This is a genomic window from Sphingopyxis sp. UBA6723, assembly GCF_002454115.1.
Taxonomy (GTDB): Bacteria; Pseudomonadota; Alphaproteobacteria; order Sphingomonadales; family Sphingomonadaceae; genus Sphingopyxis.
Map to the genome: position 1 here is coordinate 330,962 of NZ_DKIH01000006.1, position 16,000 is coordinate 346,961.

At 62.3% G+C, this 16,000-nt stretch carries 16 protein-coding genes; 11 read left to right on the forward strand and 5 right to left on the reverse strand.

Annotated features, from left to right (window positions below):
• Positions 1–13: 13 nt before the first annotated feature.
• Entirely contained in the window at positions 14–139 is a 126-nt protein-coding gene (locus B4F07_RS05180) for a hypothetical protein (RefSeq protein ID WP_283214590.1), read from the reverse strand.
• A gap of 507 nt (positions 140–646) precedes the next feature.
• Here B4F07_RS05180 and B4F07_RS05185 point away from each other — a divergent pair.
• The 9 genes from B4F07_RS05185 (at position 647) to B4F07_RS05225 (ending at position 10,263) form a co-directional block, all read left to right on the forward strand.
• Positions 647–1,399, forward strand: a complete 753-nt coding sequence (locus B4F07_RS05185) for a LuxR family transcriptional regulator (protein ID WP_293702673.1) — start codon at positions 647–649, stop codon at positions 1,397–1,399.
• A 98-nt stretch (positions 1,400–1,497) separates the two neighbouring features.
• Complete coding sequence (locus B4F07_RS05190; protein WP_293702676.1) at positions 1,498–2,124, forward strand: acyl-homoserine-lactone synthase; 627 nt, start codon at positions 1,498–1,500, stop codon at positions 2,122–2,124.
• Positions 2,121–2,999: a phytanoyl-CoA dioxygenase family protein gene (locus B4F07_RS05195; protein WP_293702679.1), complete on the forward strand. Its 879-nt coding sequence runs from the start codon at positions 2,121–2,123 to the stop codon at positions 2,997–2,999. The genes B4F07_RS05190 and B4F07_RS05195 overlap by 4 nt, the downstream gene beginning before the upstream one ends.
• Entirely contained in the window at positions 2,996–3,607 is a 612-nt protein-coding gene (locus B4F07_RS05200) for a GntR family transcriptional regulator (protein WP_293702682.1), read from the forward strand. Before B4F07_RS05195 ends, B4F07_RS05200 begins: the two co-directional genes overlap by 4 nt.
• Before the next feature lie 65 nt (positions 3,608–3,672).
• On the forward strand, positions 3,673–4,470 hold the full coding sequence (locus B4F07_RS05205) for an RNA polymerase sigma factor (protein ID WP_293704570.1): 798 nt from the start codon (positions 3,673–3,675) through the stop codon (positions 4,468–4,470).
• Positions 4,467–5,456 (forward strand): FecR family protein, encoded by a 990-nt coding sequence (locus tag B4F07_RS05210; RefSeq protein ID WP_293702688.1) that lies wholly within the window; start codon positions 4,467–4,469, stop codon positions 5,454–5,456. Before B4F07_RS05205 ends, B4F07_RS05210 begins: the two co-directional genes overlap by 4 nt.
• A gap of 97 nt (positions 5,457–5,553) precedes the next feature.
• A complete protein-coding gene (locus B4F07_RS05215) occupies positions 5,554–8,091 on the forward strand; it encodes a TonB-dependent receptor (protein WP_293702691.1) in 2,538 nt (845 codons plus the stop codon).
• A complete protein-coding gene (locus B4F07_RS05220; RefSeq protein WP_293702694.1) occupies positions 8,081–9,763 on the forward strand; it encodes an alpha/beta hydrolase family protein in 1,683 nt (560 codons plus the stop codon). The genes B4F07_RS05215 and B4F07_RS05220 overlap by 11 nt, the downstream gene beginning before the upstream one ends.
• Positions 9,730–10,263: a prolyl oligopeptidase family serine peptidase gene (locus tag B4F07_RS05225; RefSeq protein ID WP_293702846.1), complete on the forward strand. Its 534-nt coding sequence runs from the start codon at positions 9,730–9,732 to the stop codon at positions 10,261–10,263. Before B4F07_RS05220 ends, B4F07_RS05225 begins: the two co-directional genes overlap by 34 nt.
• Before the next feature lie 2 nt (positions 10,264–10,265).
• Here B4F07_RS05225 and B4F07_RS05230 read toward each other — a convergent pair whose 3' ends face one another.
• From B4F07_RS05230 to B4F07_RS05245, 4 genes are all read right to left on the reverse strand, one after another.
• Entirely contained in the window at positions 10,266–11,987 is a 1,722-nt protein-coding gene (locus B4F07_RS05230) for an asparagine synthetase B family protein (RefSeq protein WP_293702697.1), read from the reverse strand.
• The gene (locus B4F07_RS05235) at positions 11,987–12,631 is read right to left on the reverse strand and encodes a lasso peptide biosynthesis B2 protein (protein ID WP_293702700.1); all 645 of its coding nucleotides are present in this window, start codon (positions 12,629–12,631) and stop codon (positions 11,987–11,989) included. The genes B4F07_RS05230 and B4F07_RS05235 overlap by 1 nt, the downstream gene beginning before the upstream one ends.
• Positions 12,632–12,687: 56 nt before the next feature.
• Entirely contained in the window at positions 12,688–12,819 is a 132-nt protein-coding gene (locus B4F07_RS05240; protein ID WP_257545256.1) for a hypothetical protein, read from the reverse strand.
• Between the two features lie 885 nt (positions 12,820–13,704).
• Entirely contained in the window at positions 13,705–14,040 is a 336-nt protein-coding gene (locus tag B4F07_RS05245) for a hypothetical protein (protein ID WP_293702708.1), read from the reverse strand.
• 83 nt (positions 14,041–14,123) lie between these two features.
• Between B4F07_RS05245 and B4F07_RS05250 the strand changes: the two genes are divergently transcribed.
• Together B4F07_RS05250 and B4F07_RS05255 are read left to right on the forward strand one after the other, a co-directional pair.
• Positions 14,124–15,044 carry a LysR substrate-binding domain-containing protein gene (locus B4F07_RS05250; protein WP_293702711.1) on the forward strand — a complete coding sequence of 307 codons (921 nt, stop codon included), beginning with the start codon at positions 14,124–14,126 and terminating at the stop codon, positions 15,042–15,044.
• 132 nt (positions 15,045–15,176) lie between these two features.
• Entirely contained in the window at positions 15,177–15,944 is a 768-nt protein-coding gene (locus B4F07_RS05255) for a sulfite exporter TauE/SafE family protein (RefSeq protein ID WP_293702714.1), read from the forward strand.
• Positions 15,945–16,000: the final 56 nt, after the last annotated feature.

Genomic DNA, 16,000 nt, shown 5'->3' on the forward strand with positions numbered 1-16,000 from the left:
GTGGGGCAACGCTTCATCCGCCGAACAGCGATCGGATCGCGCCGACGAGTCCGGCAATGAAGGAGCCGCCGACGAGTACGGCGGCGAACCAGAATTCGATCGCCAGCGCGCGCGATTTCCATTTCGGTTCCTGATCCATTGGCCGTACATGCCATGGCCGGACAATGTAGGACAGACCCCGTTGCTCCGTTCGCGATGTGACAAAAGCTCTGACTCATCGCAATTCAGTTGGAGCTTTTGTCACATGAAACTGCCCGCGATCCACGGGCAAGGCGTCCGATTTGATCACCGTAAAAGCAAAGCACCATCCTTGTGGTCGGTGAAATGCCGTGGGACGATTATCACCCATGTGCGTCGGCTCCGCTTGGAGGATTATCGCGGTCCAGTCTCTACATGGACCGATTGGTGTCAATCTGGGTCCGATTAGCACACCAAGCCGCTTTATCAGGCGATTTCCTGTCGTTACACCGAAGAGGCGATCGGCATTGCGTATAGAGGCTAAGGTATTACCTGCCCGCCGCAGTGCGAGGACCATCGCGAAGCTTGTCCAACTTCATTGTCTCCCGGAGAGGAAACGGGAGCGATGAGCCATGGAGCGGATCGCGGGCGGACGGGTCGGGAACGTGCCGGCGGCCGATGAATCGACGTGAAGCATTTTAATCTGACGGAGGAACTCGCACACGACATATCAGGCGCCGACAAGGAAGAGCGGCTCTTTGCTGCCCTCTCGAACGCCGCTGACCGCATGGGATTCGATCTTTTCGCGCTCGCCTTCGACCGCCGCGGCGGCGGCGAAGCCGCATCGATGCTCGTGCATAATTATCCCGACGCCTGGGCCAATGTCTATGTCGGCTTCGACCTGAGCGGCACCGACCCGATCCGCCGCGCCGGCGAAAAATCCATGACGGGCTTTCAATGGCGCAATGTCGACCACTACATCCCGCTTTCCCGCGGTGACCGGCAATTGCTGAAGGTCGCCCGCGAGAGCGGAATCGGCGACGGCTTCACGGTGCCGCGGCACTTGCCTGGCGAAGCTACCGGAAGCTGCTCCTTTGCCGTCGCTCCCAATGCCAGGCTCCCGCTCGAGATGCTCCACGCCGCCGAGATTGTCGGCGCCGTGGCGCTCGCCGCGGCGCGGCAGCTCATCGGGACAGGCTCCTATACTCCGCGGGCGGCGCTGACCGAGCGGCAGCGCGAGTGCGTGCTCTGGTCGGCGCGCGGCAAGACCGCCGGCGAGACCGCCGGCATCCTCGGCATCAGCGAAGAGACCGTGGTCCGTCATCTCAAGATCGCGCGCGAGCGCTATTCGGTGCCGTGCCGGCAAATGCTGATCCTCTGCGCCCTGTTCGACGGCGTCATCGGCTTTTCGGATGTCTATGATTGGTGGCGCCCGCTCTGACGAGGAGCAGACAAACGCACAAAGCTTGCCCAGAAATGGGCATAGGCGTGCCGCGGGATTGATGGTCTGATTCCGGCTTCAACAGCCAAGGAAGTTTCATGATCACTCAATCCACGCGGGCGCATGACGCGCCCGGGAATGCGGCGCTACGCGCCATGTTCGCCGCCCGCAAGCAGGTCTTCATCGACAAGCTGCAATGGGATTTGCCCGCCCTCGATGGCCGCTTCGAGCTCGACCAGTTCGATACCCCGGACGCACGATATCTCATCCTGCTCGATCCCGATGATCTGCGCCACCGGGCGTCGGCGCGGCTCCTGCCGACAACGGCGCCGCACCTGCTCGGCAACATCTATTCGCATCTTTGCGCCGGCGAGGCGCCGTCCGGCGAAGGCATATGGGAGATCAGCCGCTTTTGCCTCGACCCCGCGCAAACGCCGACCGAGTGCCGCGATGCGCGCAACCAGTTGGTCACCGCGCTCGCGGACTATGCTCTCCACCACGGCATAGGCGAATATGTCGGTGTCGCCGAAGCCGGTTGGTATCACACGATCTGCAAATTTGGCTGGACATGCCGCACGCTGGGTCCCGTTCAGCGGGACGGCGCGTGCCGGATACTCGCCCTCAGCATAGCGATCGACGAGGACACGCTCCCCGGGTTGCAGCGCACCGGCACCTACGCGCCGCTTGTCCTCAAGTTCGAAGAAGGCGGGGAGCCGGGGCGATGAAAAAGGATCTGACCGAAGCCGATCTTCCTGGCCTGCTCGTCGATGAGCTGCGCCGCAAAGGCTATTGCATCATTCGCAACGAGGCGGTCGCGCGTGTCCATGCGCTCGCAAGGGATCTCGACCCGATCTTCGCCGCGACGCCCTTTTGTGAAGGCAATTTCTATGGTCGCCGCACGAAAAGGTTCGGCAGCCTGCTCAAAAGGTCGCCGCATATGGCCGAACTGGTGCTCAACCCCATCATCCTGTCTGCGGTCGAGACGATCCTCGGCACGGGATGCGACCGGATCCAGCTGAACCTCACCCAGGCGATCGAGATTCATCCGGGCGAAGTGCGGCAGTTTCCACACCGCGACCAGGATATGTGGCGCGGCGCCGACGGCAGCCAGGAATATCTGGTCAACGTCCTCTGGCCGCTGACGCCTTTCACGAAGGAAAATGGCGCCACGCGGATCTTTCCGAAGAGCCACGGCGTGAAAGGCATCGCGAAAACCGATCTTGGTCCGCCCATTTTCGCCGAAGGCAAACCGGGCGCAGCAATCTGCTTTCTGGGATCGACGGCGCACGGGGCGGGCTCGAACCTCAGCAACGAGGTCCGGCGCGGCGTACTCGTCAGCTACAGCCTGGGATGGCTGAAGCCCTATGAGAATTTGTGGCTCGCTTATCCGCCCGAGGTCGCCCGGACGTTTCCGCCTGAATTGGCTGCGCTCGCCGGTTATGCGCAGCACCGCCCCAATCTCGGCAATTACGAGGGCCAATGTCCTTCGGTTTTGCTCAAGGACGACATTCCCGCCCATATCGGCGCGATCGACGCGCTCAGGCCCGACCAGTCGGATGCGGTCGCCGATTTTGCCGCTGCCGAAAGGAACGGCCAATGAGCCCGGCGCATGTGTTCGAGCCGACCTATGAGGCAATCAAGCGTCGGCTGATGAGCGGGGAATGGGCCGGCGGTACCCGGATCGAGGCGGCCCGTCTCGCCGACGATCTCGGAGTCAGCGTCACCCCGGTACGCGATAGCCTTTACCGGCTCAATGGCGAGCGGATGGTCGATTTCATGCCCGGCGAGGGTTTTCATGTCCATCGCCTGACAGAGACCGAGTTTCGCGACCTGCTCGAGCTGCACCTGATCCTGCTGCTCGCGGCGCTAGCGACGGCGCAAAAAGGGTCGGCAACGTCGGTCCCCGCTGACCAGCCTTATCCCGATCGCGTCGCCGACCTGTTTCTCGCGATTGCCGAGCGCTCGTCGAACAGCGAAATAGTCGCGAGCATCGCTGCGATCGGCGACCGGCTTCAGCTTTCGCGTCATTTCGACGTGACGATCCTCGCCGATGCCGACGAGGAGTATGAAGCAATCGCGATCGCCTTCGCCGATGCCGAGCCGCAGGCGAAAGTGCGCAACTTCCTGCTCCGCTATCACGAGCGGCGCGCGCATGAAGCGGCTACCTACGCCCGAACGCTCGCCGGTCATCCAGGTCGACAGCCATGATCGCTGGCCGAAAAGAGAGTGACGTTTTGCTTGTCAGGACCGCCCACAATTGACATGATTCGACCGTGCAAGAGCATCGCTGGCAGCTCCTGCGCGGAATATTTCGCCAGGCATCATATGCGCCAGTCCCTGACCGGACCGGCGGCCCAACCGGTCCATGGTTCGCGCGAGCGACCAAACGGCGGCACAGCACTGGGAGACGGGTCTCTGGCGAATGCCGGCTGGTCCCGCTCGTGCCTCCGGGATTTTCTGTCGTGTCTTCCTGTACCTGCGGCGACCGTGCCCCGCCGCGTCATCCCTTTTCGGTGTCCTCGGCCTGCCATGCCCATCCGGCCGATCGTCCGCCGCCGGTCGAGCAGCAGCCTGAAGCCGGGCACGATCTGGACGCGATATATCGGACGCATCGCATATCGCTATTCCATTTCCTGCGCCGCAAGGCGGGATCCGAGGAAGCGCCGGATCTCGTGCAGGAAGTCTTTGCTCGCGCCGCCGGGAGCACGCAGCGCCACCAACTCATCAATCCGGGCGGGTTTCTTCGCCGCATCGCCCAAAATCTTCTTATCGATCGCGCGCGGCGCCAAACGTCCGCGCGGGCGACTTTCTTTCCGCTTCGCGAAGACAGCGACGGCGCCACGCCTGCCGCGCAGGAATGGAACCTCGAAGCCGCGGACTTGCTGCGATTGTACGAAGCCGCAGTTGACGCCATGCCGCCAAAGACGCGGCGCGTTTTCCTCATGCACCGGGTGGACGAACTCAGTTATCGCGAGATACATGAACTGCTGGGCATCAGCATCGCGACGGTGGAATATCATATGATGAAAGCGCTCGGTCAGATTTCCAAGGTGGTGGACGGCGGCCGATGACCAGCACAAGCGGCGGCGACTATCCCGTCGACGAGGTGGCCCAGGCGTGGCTGATCAAGATGCGCGGCGAGGATGCCGGCGCGCTGCGCGGAGAGTTTGAAGGATGGCTCCTCGCATCCGCCGATCATGGCGAAGCCTATCGCCGTGCCGAACACCGAATGGCGGCGTTGGCGGTTCTCAAGGGATCGCAGCGGTACGGAAGCAGCCATGCCGAAGCTCGGCGGGGCCGGGTAAGCGGCTGGCTGCCATGGGGCGCCGCCGCGACGGCAATTGCACTCCTGATTGTAGTAATCGGAGCTGGAGGCGCCTCCCTTCCCGGCCAGCCGGGCAGCGCCTCGATCGCCCGCGCCGCCGAACCCCTGATTACGCAGCGCGGCGAGATCCGCACGTTCCGGCTTGCCGACGGCTCGAGCGCGACGCTTGATACCGACAGCCGGCTGGACGTCGCGTTTGGAAACGGCGACCGCAGCGTCCGCTTGGTAAAGGGCAGGGTCCGTCTTTCCATCGCCAGCCAAGCTATACCGCTCCATATCGACGCCGGGCCAGGCGCAGCAATCGCCAACGATGCCGAGATCGACCTCAGCCTCGACGAGGCGGGAACGGTTAGCGCGGTACTCCGGCGCGGCGATGCGGACCTGCGCGCAGACGCCAAAACCGGTCCCGCGACGTCGCTGTCACGGGGAAGGACGCTGACCTATCGGGATGATGGCAAGTTGCAGCTTAGGACGCCTCAAGCGTCGGACATTCCCGCAACCTGGCCCGAAGGCTGGTCCGAATATCGGTCGATAAGGCTCGACAAACTGGTTGCCGAGGCCAATCGCTATGCCGTCATCCCGATCGTGATTGACGATAGAACGAGCGCAGCCCTTGAGGTTTCCGGCCGCTTCCATCTCAGCGAGACCGAAGCTTTCGCCGAACGGATCGCAATCCTGTTCGGTCTCAGGGTCGACCGCACGGCGAGAGGCATCCATCTGCGCCGCCGATAATTTTTTCACCCAAGACTAAGGGGCTCCCCTTCGCCCCGTCAACGCACCCCCACTGGCCGCCTGCCTGAAGCACGGCCGAGAAAATGGGGGAGTGATAATGTTGAAGAAGTCCCGTTCGCTGGTCGCGCTGCTGGTCGGCAGCGCCGCCTGTTTTTCACCTGCGGTTGCGCTGGCCATGCAGCAACAGCGCCAGTCTTATGATCTACAGGCGCAGGATCTCGGCGACGCGCTGCGCAGCGCTGCCACGATTGCCGACATCGAACTCTACGCGTCATCGCGCGATCTTGATGGAAAGACTGCGCCGCCGTTGAAAGGCGAGCTGACGAGCCGCGAAGCAATCGAGGCGCTCCTCAAAGGTAGCGGGCTCACCGCAAGGTTCGAAGTCGGCTCGGTCGTCATTTCCAAACTCACGTCCGCCGACGATACCACCGCAACCGACGCCGAGCCAATCGTCGTGACGGGGTCGAGGATCACGGGCGCGCCCACGGCAACCCCCGTCATCCGGGTAACGTCGGAAGACATCCGCAATTCGGGTCATGCCGATCTTGGCGAGGTGGCGCGCAGCTTGCCGCAGAACTTTGGCGGAGGCCAGAATCCCGGAATCGGAAATTCGCAAGGCGCGGCGAATGAAAACGTCAACGCCAATGGCGCATCGACTTTCAACCTGCGCGGTATCGGTCCCAATGCGACACTGACGCTGATCAACGGCAATCGCTTTGCCTACAGCAGCGTCAATTCGGTGATCGACGTCAGCGCCATTCCCATCGCGGCGGTCGACCGCGTCGAGATCGTGGCCGATGGGGCATCGGCCATCTACGGCGCCGACGCGGTCGCCGGGGTGGTCAATATTCTCCTCAAGCGCGACTATGAGGGCGTGTCGACCAGCGCCCGGATCGGCCTGTCGACCGACGGCGGCAATTTCCAGCAGCAATATAATCTTCTCGGCGGCTCGCGCTGGTCGGACGGCGGCATCATCGCAGCTTATGATTATTCGCACGGCACCGCGATCCGCGCGAAGGATCGCAGCTATGCCTCCGCCAACAATCCCGACTCCACGCTGTTCCCAAACCTTCGCCGCCACGCGGTTCTGCTGAGCGGTCACCAGTCGCTTGGCGGCGGCGTCACCCTGGCTGCCGATCTTATTTACAAACGCGGACGGATGGAGTCCGCGACCGGTTTCACCGTGGCCCAGCCGCTCCGACACTCAGGGCTCGAGGCGCGCACCAAATTCGCAACATTCGGTGTCGCACCGACGCTGTCGGCCGAACTGTCGGCCAATTGGAAGCTGAAAGCGGGCGCGTTTTTTGGCACCGACACGACCGATGGCCTCAGCCAGAATTTCAGCGGCGGCGCGCCGAGCACCGCCACCGCCCGGCACTTCTTCAACCGGAATATCGCGGTGGAGGCGGGACTGGAGGGGTCGCTGTTCGAGCTCCCCGCGGGCGCCGCGCGACTGGCCTTTGGCGGCGGCTATCGCACCAACCGTTTCAAATCCGAAATCGGGACGCGCAGCTTCTCACGCTCGCGTCGCAATCACTTTGCCTATGGTGAACTGCTGCTGCCGATCGCGGACCCCGATCAGGGTCTGGCCTTTGCGCATCGCGCTTCGCTGACCGGCGCGCTACGCTATGAGGATTATTCGGACTCCGGCAACATCGTCACCCCGAAGCTGAGCTTCGTCTATGATCCGGTCGAACAGGTCCGGCTGGGGGTGTCATGGGGCCAGTCCTTCAAGCTCCCGACGCTCTATCAGCAATATTCAGGCTATGTTGCGCTGCTCGTTCCGGTCGGCGGCTTCGGGCAGGGTTTTCCCGCTGGATCGACCGTCGCTTATGCCCTCGGGCCGAACGACCAGCTCGAGCCTGAACGCTCCGAAAACTGGACCTTCAGCGCCACCGTGAAACCGGTCCATGGTCTGGAGGTGTCGGCAAGTTATTTCCGGATCGACTACACGGATCGGGTTGCGCCGCCGCTCGCCTCGGGCGCCGGGGTTCTGAACAATCCGATCTTTGCCGATCTCGTTACCTTAAGCCCTGCGCCTGCCCTGCTCGACGCCATCTTCGCCGGTGCCGATGGCGGGCTCCAGAACATTACGGGGTTTCCCTACGACCCGGCGCGCGTCGTCGCCTTCCTCGATGCTCGCGACCGCAATATCGCGCGGCAGAAATATCGCGGCGTCGACATCGCGGTGCGATATGATGCCCAGCTTGGCAGCGACCGGCAGCTAAGCCTGAACGCTGGAGCCACCTGGCTCGACAGCAGCCAGCAATTGCTTCCCGGCCTGCCGGTGACCGACCTTGCGGGAACGATTTTCCGCCCGCCGCATTTTCGGGCGCGCGGCGGGCTCACGCTGAGCGACAAGGCGTTCTCGCTCGCAGCTTTTCTTAATCACAGCGCGAGCGTCACCGACAATCGTCGTCCTGCAGCCGTCAAACTCAGCGGATCGACAACGCTTGACCTGACCGGCCGATTGCGGCTCGGCGCAGGCACGGAAGTCGCACTGAGCGCACAGAATGTGTTCGACAGCAAGCCCGAGCCGATCTTCACCACCTCGCCTTTCGATGCACCGTTTGACACGACGAACGGGTCAGCAATTGGCCGCTTCCTGAGCTTCACGGTCCGGCATGACTGGTAGCGCTCGCATATTGCCGCTCCTTCTGTTGGGCAGTCTCGCTAACGTCGGCACGGCCGTCGCGGAGGAAGGTCGGCGCTGGACGGTCGAGGATGTGGTGACCGTCCCGGCGGATTTCGATTTGAGCTTGGCGAGCGACGGCAAGTCGCTCGCCTATCTCGAACGGCGGGCGGATCTCGAAAAGAATGAGACCGTCTCGATCCTCCACCTGTTTGACCCGCGCTCGCGCGTCTCGCGCGAGATTCTGCGAGCGGCAAGCGCAGAACAGCTCCGGCCGCTGCCGAAAGGCAAGGGCTGGAGCCTCCTGCTCGATCAGGGCGACGGTCTTCAGCTCTATGCTCTCGACGCCGAAGGGACGATCAAACGGCTGCTGGTGCGCGATGGGAAAGTCACCGTCGGCCAAACCGAAGGCGGGCTGTTCGCGGTCCGAAGCGGTGCGCCTCGCCGTATCGGTATCTTGTATCACGACTGGTCTCCCGACGGGCAATGGCTCTGGTACGCCGCGCTCAAGCCGCGTTCGGAGCCCGTCGATGTAGCCATCGACGACGCGGTGGTTAGCCAGCGCAATCGGCGTCGCGCGCCAGTCAAAGCAATGGTTGAGCTGCGAATACGGTCGGCGACGGGCGAAGACTGGCTAGTGGCATCGCGGCCATCGGGCGACCGGCTCGCATTCTATTATGGTGGCAATGTCGAATGGACCGAGGAAGGGCCGCGCTATCAATTGGAGCAATCCGATGCGGAATGGACCGAAGGCGTCGGAACTTTTGCCTGGAGCTTTGCCACCAAGACGAGCCGCCCCATCGAGAAAAGTTCGGGTTTTCCGGCAATCGGGCTGCTGCACGGCCCTAACGGCGGAACCGTCGCGAGCGAAGGTTTCGGAAGCGCGGTAGCGCTTACCGAGACGCGAACCGATGGCCGGAAAATCCAATATGGCGGCCAGCCCTATTATGTCGGCGACCCGCGGTCCGCGGGAAACTGGCTCGCGGCGGATGGGCGAACTGCCCTGCTGGGGGTGCGAACGCTCTCGCATCCGCGGTACGGCTTGGTTCTGCTTACAAGCCGGCACGCAAAGCCGCTGATCCACTCGGGCAGCTTGACGGCCTGCGATTTTCGCAAGGATCTTGCCTGGGGTATTTGCGTCGAGGAGGGGCTGAACCAAGCCCCGCGCCTCGTGCAGGTCTCACCGCATGATGGGCGCGTGCAGACATTGGCCCCGCTGGCCTCTGTCCATGAGTCAATCGCACCGCTGCGCGTCACGCCCCATCAATGGACAAACCGGCTCGGTTACCGATCGACCGGATTCATCATCTGGCCTCGCAATTACCAGGAAAACAGCCGCTACCCGGCGATCATCATCACCCATGGCAGCGACGCGGACGAGCGCTTTGCGAGCGCCGACTTGCAATGGAACTACCCGGCCCAGCTGTTCGCCGAGCGCGGATATGTGGTTATCCTCATAAATGACCCCTCGGCGCGGCAGCAGGCACATCTGTGGAACGCCTATATGGAGTGGTCGGGAGGCCCCGGCACACTCGGTCCCGCTAAGCTGCGCGAGCTGATCTGGCTCAACGGCGTCTATAGTTTCGAAGACGCGCTCGCCGAGTTGGCAAGCGAAGGCATTGTGGATCCGACCGCATTGGCATTGCCGGATACAGCCGCGGATCGCAGATGGTGAATGTCGCCATGACCCAATCGGAGATATTCCGCGCTGCTTCCAGTGGAGACGGCAATTATCTCGAACCCGCATCCTATTCGGATCCGAAAGACGGGTACCACGCCATCTTCGGCGGTCCCCCCTCCGGCCAACACCTCGATGCCTATCGCCAGCTGTCGCCGTCGCTCCGTGCTGACAAGGCGTGCGGTCCAATCCTGCAGCAGATGGCTTCTCCCTTTGCGGGAGCGATTGATTTCTATGCCGTGCTTCGCGAAGCCAATGTTCCCGCGCAGATCAGCCTCTATCCTGGCGAGACGACTGCCACCGATGAGACCCATCTGTTTCATATCCCGTCCAATCGGATGCGCGCGATGCGAGAGAATCTGGCCTGGTTCGACTTCTGGCTACGAGATCGGCGCGACCCGGAACTGGAGGACAGAGGCGCATTTGATCGCTGGTCAAAAATGGCGGCGCAATGGAAGCCAGGGTGCAGGCGAGCGCTGGGCGCCGAGCGAAGATAGCGTCACGACGCGCCAACGTCCGTCCACCAACGAACCCAGCTTTCGGCGGCACACAGCGCGAGGATCCGCTGCGCCTTCTCAAACCCCTCGACGGTCGGTTGCGACGCCCCTTCCAAGATCCTGAGATCGAGCAGACCGGCCCGCGCGAGCAGGCCGTTGCGAAGCAGATCGCCGGCCTCTTCGGCATTCGACTGAAAAATTCGCTGCATGAAGCCGCCCGGCCCGCCCTTGGACGTGCGGCGCAGCAACGGCGCAGGAACGACGGATTTGAATGCCGCCCGCGCGACGGCCCGATCCCTGCCGCCCTCGATCCACTGCCATGTCGGGATCGACAGGCATGTTTCGACGATCGGTTGCGACAACAGCGGCGCGACATGCTGCGGATGGGTGCGGCGGGGATAAAGCTCAATGCTGCGCTGGGCGCGCGCAAGCAACCTGACATGCGCAGTCTTGCCGGGCGGCGTCCCGTCGGGCGCTTCTATCCACGGGTGCGAGGGTCCGGATTGATCCAGTTCGGCGATCGCGGCGGAAGATAGCCCGGAAGTGTCGCGATGAATTTTCGCAGGCCGGCTGCAGTCACGATAGCGATCCCAAGCGTGCCGCAAGATGGTCGCACCGCTGGCTCCCGTCAGATCGCTCAAATCGCGCAAGGTGTCGAATAGCCCATGGCGCGGTCCCTGTGCCATGAAGCGATCGACGAAGGGCGAGGCGCTTCGAATTGCGCAGAAGATATTGTCCCCGCCATTGCCCGAAAAGAAGGCATCAATCTGATGCTCGCGGCGGAGTTCTTGATGAACCGACGCGATGGCCTGCATATAGAATGGTGCGTGCGGCCATGGATGGTGCGGCGCCACGGCGCGACCGATATCAACCTCGCTGAGGTCGTAGCGGGCTTCGCGCAATGGTACGCCAATCGCCTCCGTGAGAAGGGAAGCATAGCGGCGCTCATCCCCAATGGCATCGTCTTCTACCATCGTCAGGCAAAGAAGCGCGGCGGCGCGGCGGGCAGCGGCGCCGGCAACGATCGAGGAATCGAGCCCACCAGACACGCCGATCAATATGGAGTCAAAGCAAGTCGCCCAGCTTTCGATACAGTCGAGCGCCACGACGCGAAGCTTACGGGTGGCCACGTTGAACCGCTTGTGGGGGACCTGCGTCCAATCCCACGGCGACCACCAGCTTTCCAGACAATGCGATCCAGGAGAAACTATCAGGCATTCGCCGGGAAGCAGGACTCGAACGCCCTCGAGACAGGTCTCTCGGCTAGGCGCGCCTCCATTAGCCAGAAACCGCGCAACTGCCGGATAATCGACGCCGCCACGTCTGCCGAGATCGGCGGCGTCGCTCGACGCTGTGACGCCCGCCCCATCGGCGCGGTAATAGACAGGCAACAACCCGGACGGGTCGCGAAATATCGCGAGACCTCCACCGGGCCGCGCCAAGATGGACACATAGCCGCCCCAATAGTCGGACACGAGTGACCGACCGCTAGACGCCTCGATTCTGGCGACTGCCGTCTCGTGGAGATCCAAGACGCGGCGGCTCTTTTCACCTCGCTCGAACAGGTGGCCGATCAGATATCCATGCCCACCCATGGCAAGCGGCTGCTGATCGCACCAGAGTCGAGCGCCTGGAAGCGATAAGGTGGATGAGTCCGCTTCGATGTCGTCACGATCAGCCTGTCCTGACGCCTCGGAAATCTCGATGCGAAAGTACCCCGGCATCAGGCGACCAATATCGGTGTGTAGGGGGTCACCACATCAAGCGGATCGGTCAATACCGCCGAGTCCAGCTGCACCCAGCAATGCGCGGCGAATGGCAAAGTTACGCCGATCACCAGCCGGGCCTCGCACCCCTTTCCGGCCAGCACACGGCGCATTGCAACGCCGCGGCTGAGGCATTCATCCATGCCGGAAAAATAATGCCGCGCCCGCTTAAACGCGGCGGCTACCTGGCGCGCATCCGACCGTTGAACTTGCAGCGGTACCGGCACGACTTGCGAACTACTGGGCAGAATTTCCTGAAGAGGGAGTTTCCGCACATGTCGCTGAGCTATGGCCAGGGCCAATACCGCACGGGCTGTCTCAACCGCCGAAGCCCTTTCGAGATTTGGCTCCTCGAGAACACTGCTGGTCGGAGCGATCCTTGCGGAACTAGATTGATCGACCGGCGGCGCCAGATGGTGCAAGCCGCGTGCGGCAAGCCAATCATTGTCACCCTCCTCTTGCGCTCCCGCGACAATCCGGGAAAAGCGATCAGCCACACTTTGCTCAAGCATGAAATAGCGATCGCGGGACAAGTCCAGAAAGACGAAGGTGCCGCCGACTCTGCACCAATGCGTGGCAGCTGAAGTGATGACATTCATCATGGAAGCGCGCGACGGAGCGGTGGCGTGCAGTGCGAGGACTGCACGCCACGCGTCAGTCAATCGTCGGCGCTGATGCCGCCGAGGATAAACTTGTCCCCGGGCTGTACGTCCTGCTGGCCCGACGGCAGCGCGCCGAGGGTTTCGTCCTGGGCGGCGCCGAGATCGATGATGTCGTCATGCGTTTTCATGTCACGTTCCTTTTCAAGGTTGCGACCAAGATGAGTCGCAGTTGAAAAGTATGCCTCTCGCCAGAGCGATACTATTTAATAATCCAATTATTATTCTAGGCGTTGCATCGCGAAAAAGTGACCGAGCAAAGGAAACGCGCGTCTGGAGCACGTACCGCCACCTTTAGCAATTGCCTGGACATACGTGGCGGAACCCGGTCACTCGCCCAGTTGACTATACGGGCGGGCGCCTACTTCCAACAGATTGATCATAATCAGCAACCAAAACTGGAACCGAAAATGGATCTAATTAGAGTATGCCGTCCAAAGCTGCGCCAGCGGGGTTGCGCGTCTTCGATGTCGGCGATCGCTAGATCGAGCGACCGCTCTTGCGCCTCACGCGATCTGAACCTGTCAGGCGGTGGTAGCCTAAACTGGTCCAATGTTGGGTTGAGAGGTACTAGATTCTTACCCACGGCCCGGCACTTCTCGCCATCTTTGGCGAGGCTAACTGAGGGAGGATATGGGAGGCAACCTACAGGATTTGAACCGGTGACCTTCGCCATCGGACAGTCGTCAAGATTGGTCTTGGAAAGGTCCGATCGACGAGCAGATTTGCGCGTGGACACGAGGTTTTTTCGCCCCTGGAAACGGTGATTGCTGGGTGATTGCTGGCCAATTTTTTGAGGTCAATATTTTGTGAAAAATCATTCTATTTCAATAGTATGATTGACTTGGCACATGAAGTGTGGTATTTCCGCTACCGCCGCCGCTGACGCCGAAGTTTACGGCGCCCAAACAAATGGGGCGGCCTCTTTATGAGTGCCGCCCCAGTTTAGTGGAACCGTCGGGGAGAGGGAGAGGACGGTTCGGAGATTGGTGTCTTGTCTGGCTTAGCGGTTCGTCTTAGCGCGACGCCATCCGGCTGTCGGTTTCGACTTCGGCGACGCCGGCAATCTTCAGCGCGGCGCGGAACTGCTTCGCAGCGGCGCGTTCGTTGCCCGCTTCGCACAGCTTCTTGCCGGTCGAAACGAAGCGCTTGGCGCTCGCCTGCTTGCCGCCTTCGACGCCGCCAGCGGCGACATGGGCCTGCTCGGCCAGACCGGCGCAGCGATAGTCGCTGCCTGACTGGGCGTAAGCGGGGGTTGCGGTTGCCATCAGGCCGGTGAACGCCAGTGCCGAAGCGGCGACGATGGCGAAGGCGGCAGGAAAGCGGCGAAATGAGGAGATCTGATAGGCCATGGGAGAGAGTCCTTTCGTTTTGTTGTGCAACCTTTTTAGGCGCGGTTGCGCAGATAGATAATCCTCTATAATCTGCAAGTGCTTTGAAGCAGGATTTAACAATCCCCCATGGGGCGCTCGACGGGATCGAAGCTTTCCTGCGTGTCGCGGAACGGCGCAGCTTTTCTGCCGCCGCATCGGATTTGGGGGTATCGCCTTCGGCGATCAGCCAGACGATCAGGGGGCTGGAGACGCGCGTTGGCGCGCCGTTGTTCATGCGCACGACGCGCAGCGTGGGGTTGACGCAGGCGGGGGAACAATTTCTCGAACGCGCCGCTCCCGCCTATGCGGGGCTGGCCGAGGCGTATGAAGCGGCGCGCAATCTGGGCAACCGGCCCGCCGGTCGGCTGCGGATCAATCTGATGCGCGGCGCGATCCAGCCGCTGTTCGAACCGATCATAGCGGGCTTTTGCGATACCTATCCCGAGATCGAGCTGGAGATCTACGCCGACGATGCGCTGTCGGACCTCAGCGCCGGCGGCTTCGACGCCGGGGTCAGAATGGGCGAAGCGCTGGAAGCCGATATGATCGCGATCCGCCTGTCCGGACCGTTCCGCTTCGTCGCGGTGGCAGCGCCCGCCTATGTCGCACGCTATGGCATGCCGCAGCGCCCCGAAGAATTGCGCGACCACCGCTGCATCCGGATGCGGCTGTCGAGCGGCGGCATCATGCCGTGGACCTTTGTCGACGGAAATCGCGAATTCGATGTGCCGGTGACCGGGCCGGTGATCGTCAATGATTTTGCCGGGATCATGGTCGCGGTGCGTAGCGGGCTGGCGATCGGCATGACCGCCGAACCGGTCGTCGCCGAACACGTCGCGCGCGGCGAGTTGAACCTGGTGCTGGGCGATTTCTCGCCGAGCACGGCAGGCCTTTTTCTCTATTATCCCAGCCGCAAACAGGTGATGCCCAAATTGCGCGCTTTCATCGACTATGCGCGCGAATATCTGCCCGACCATTTTTGACGCGATCGCCCTTGTTTCGGGGCTCGGTCCGGCGCGGAAACAAATCCCTTCGTCGGCAGCAGAAAAATTGGACTCGCCTCGGCCCACAAATCGCGGCAGCAGGTTCTCAACTTAATCGGTTGGGATGATCCTATGATCGACTTCGCGGCTATCGACTTTACCGCCCTGCTGCCGTTCATCCTGATTGGCTTTGCCGCGCAGCTCGTCGATGGCGCGCTGGGCATGGCGTTCGGGGTGATCTGTAACACCCTGCTCGTCGCGGTATTGGGCGTGCCGCCCGCCACGGCGTCGGCGCGCATCCATGTCGTCGAGATTTTCACGACCGGTGCGTCGGGGCTCAGCCATTTGTTCCACCGCAACATCGACTGGCCCTTGTTCTGGCGCTTGTTGATTCCCGGCGTCATCGGCGGGGTGTTGGGGGCTTATGTGCTGACCTCGCTCCACGCCGACATCGTCAAGCCGTTCGTGCTCGGCTATCTGGCGCTGATCGGCGTCTGGCTTCTGGTGCGCGGCTTGCTGTATCCGCCGAAAATCTCGAAACCCAAGGTCGTGGCGCCGCTCGCGGTGGTCGGCGGGTTTCTGGATGCCGCGGGCGGCGGCGGCTGGGGGCCGGTGGTGACCTCGAACCTGCTCGTCCAAGGCGGCGAACCGCGCAAGATCGTCGGCACGGTCAACAGCGTCGAGTTCTTCCTGGCGGTCGCGGTGTCGATCGCCTTTATCGCCAATCTGGGGTTCGAGGAAATCCTTGGCCCCACGCTGGGGCTGATCATCGGCGGCGTCGCGGCGGCCCCGCTTGGCGCTTATATGGCCAAGCGTTTTTCGCCCAAGGTCATGCTGGTGATGGTCGGGGTGGTGCTGACCGCGACGAGCGCGTTCGGGCTGTACAAGGCGCTGGTGTGATGATGGGGTGACGGCGGGTTGCGACCGAAAGCCGCCCCATCCATCATCGTCACCCC

Bases quoted from the DNA above. Each gene is read 5' to 3' on its own strand.
- B4F07_RS05180 (WP_283214590.1), bottom strand. From the start codon at position 139: ATGGATCAGGAACCGAAATGGAAATCGCGCGCGCTGGCGATCGAATTC.
- B4F07_RS05190 (WP_293702676.1), top strand. From the start codon at position 1,498: ATGATCACTCAATCCACGCGGGCGCATGACGCGCCCGGGAATGCGGCG.
- B4F07_RS05195 (WP_293702679.1), top strand. From the start codon at position 2,121: ATGAAAAAGGATCTGACCGAAGCCGATCTTCCTGGCCTGCTCGTCGAT.
- B4F07_RS05200 (WP_293702682.1), top strand. From the start codon at position 2,996: ATGAGCCCGGCGCATGTGTTCGAGCCGACCTATGAGGCAATCAAGCGT.
- B4F07_RS05210 (WP_293702688.1), top strand. From the start codon at position 4,467: ATGACCAGCACAAGCGGCGGCGACTATCCCGTCGACGAGGTGGCCCAG.
- B4F07_RS05215 (WP_293702691.1), top strand. From the start codon at position 5,554: ATGTTGAAGAAGTCCCGTTCGCTGGTCGCGCTGCTGGTCGGCAGCGCC.
- B4F07_RS05220 (WP_293702694.1), top strand. From the start codon at position 8,081: ATGACTGGTAGCGCTCGCATATTGCCGCTCCTTCTGTTGGGCAGTCTC.
- B4F07_RS05230 (WP_293702697.1), bottom strand. From the start codon at position 11,987: ATGCCGGGGTACTTTCGCATCGAGATTTCCGAGGCGTCAGGACAGGCT.
- B4F07_RS05235 (WP_293702700.1), bottom strand. From the start codon at position 12,631: ATGATGAATGTCATCACTTCAGCTGCCACGCATTGGTGCAGAGTCGGC.
- B4F07_RS05240 (WP_257545256.1), bottom strand. From the start codon at position 12,819: ATGAAAACGCATGACGACATCATCGATCTCGGCGCCGCCCAGGACGAA.
- B4F07_RS05245 (WP_293702708.1), bottom strand. From the start codon at position 14,040: ATGGCCTATCAGATCTCCTCATTTCGCCGCTTTCCTGCCGCCTTCGCC.
- B4F07_RS05255 (WP_293702714.1), top strand. From the start codon at position 15,177: ATGATCGACTTCGCGGCTATCGACTTTACCGCCCTGCTGCCGTTCATC.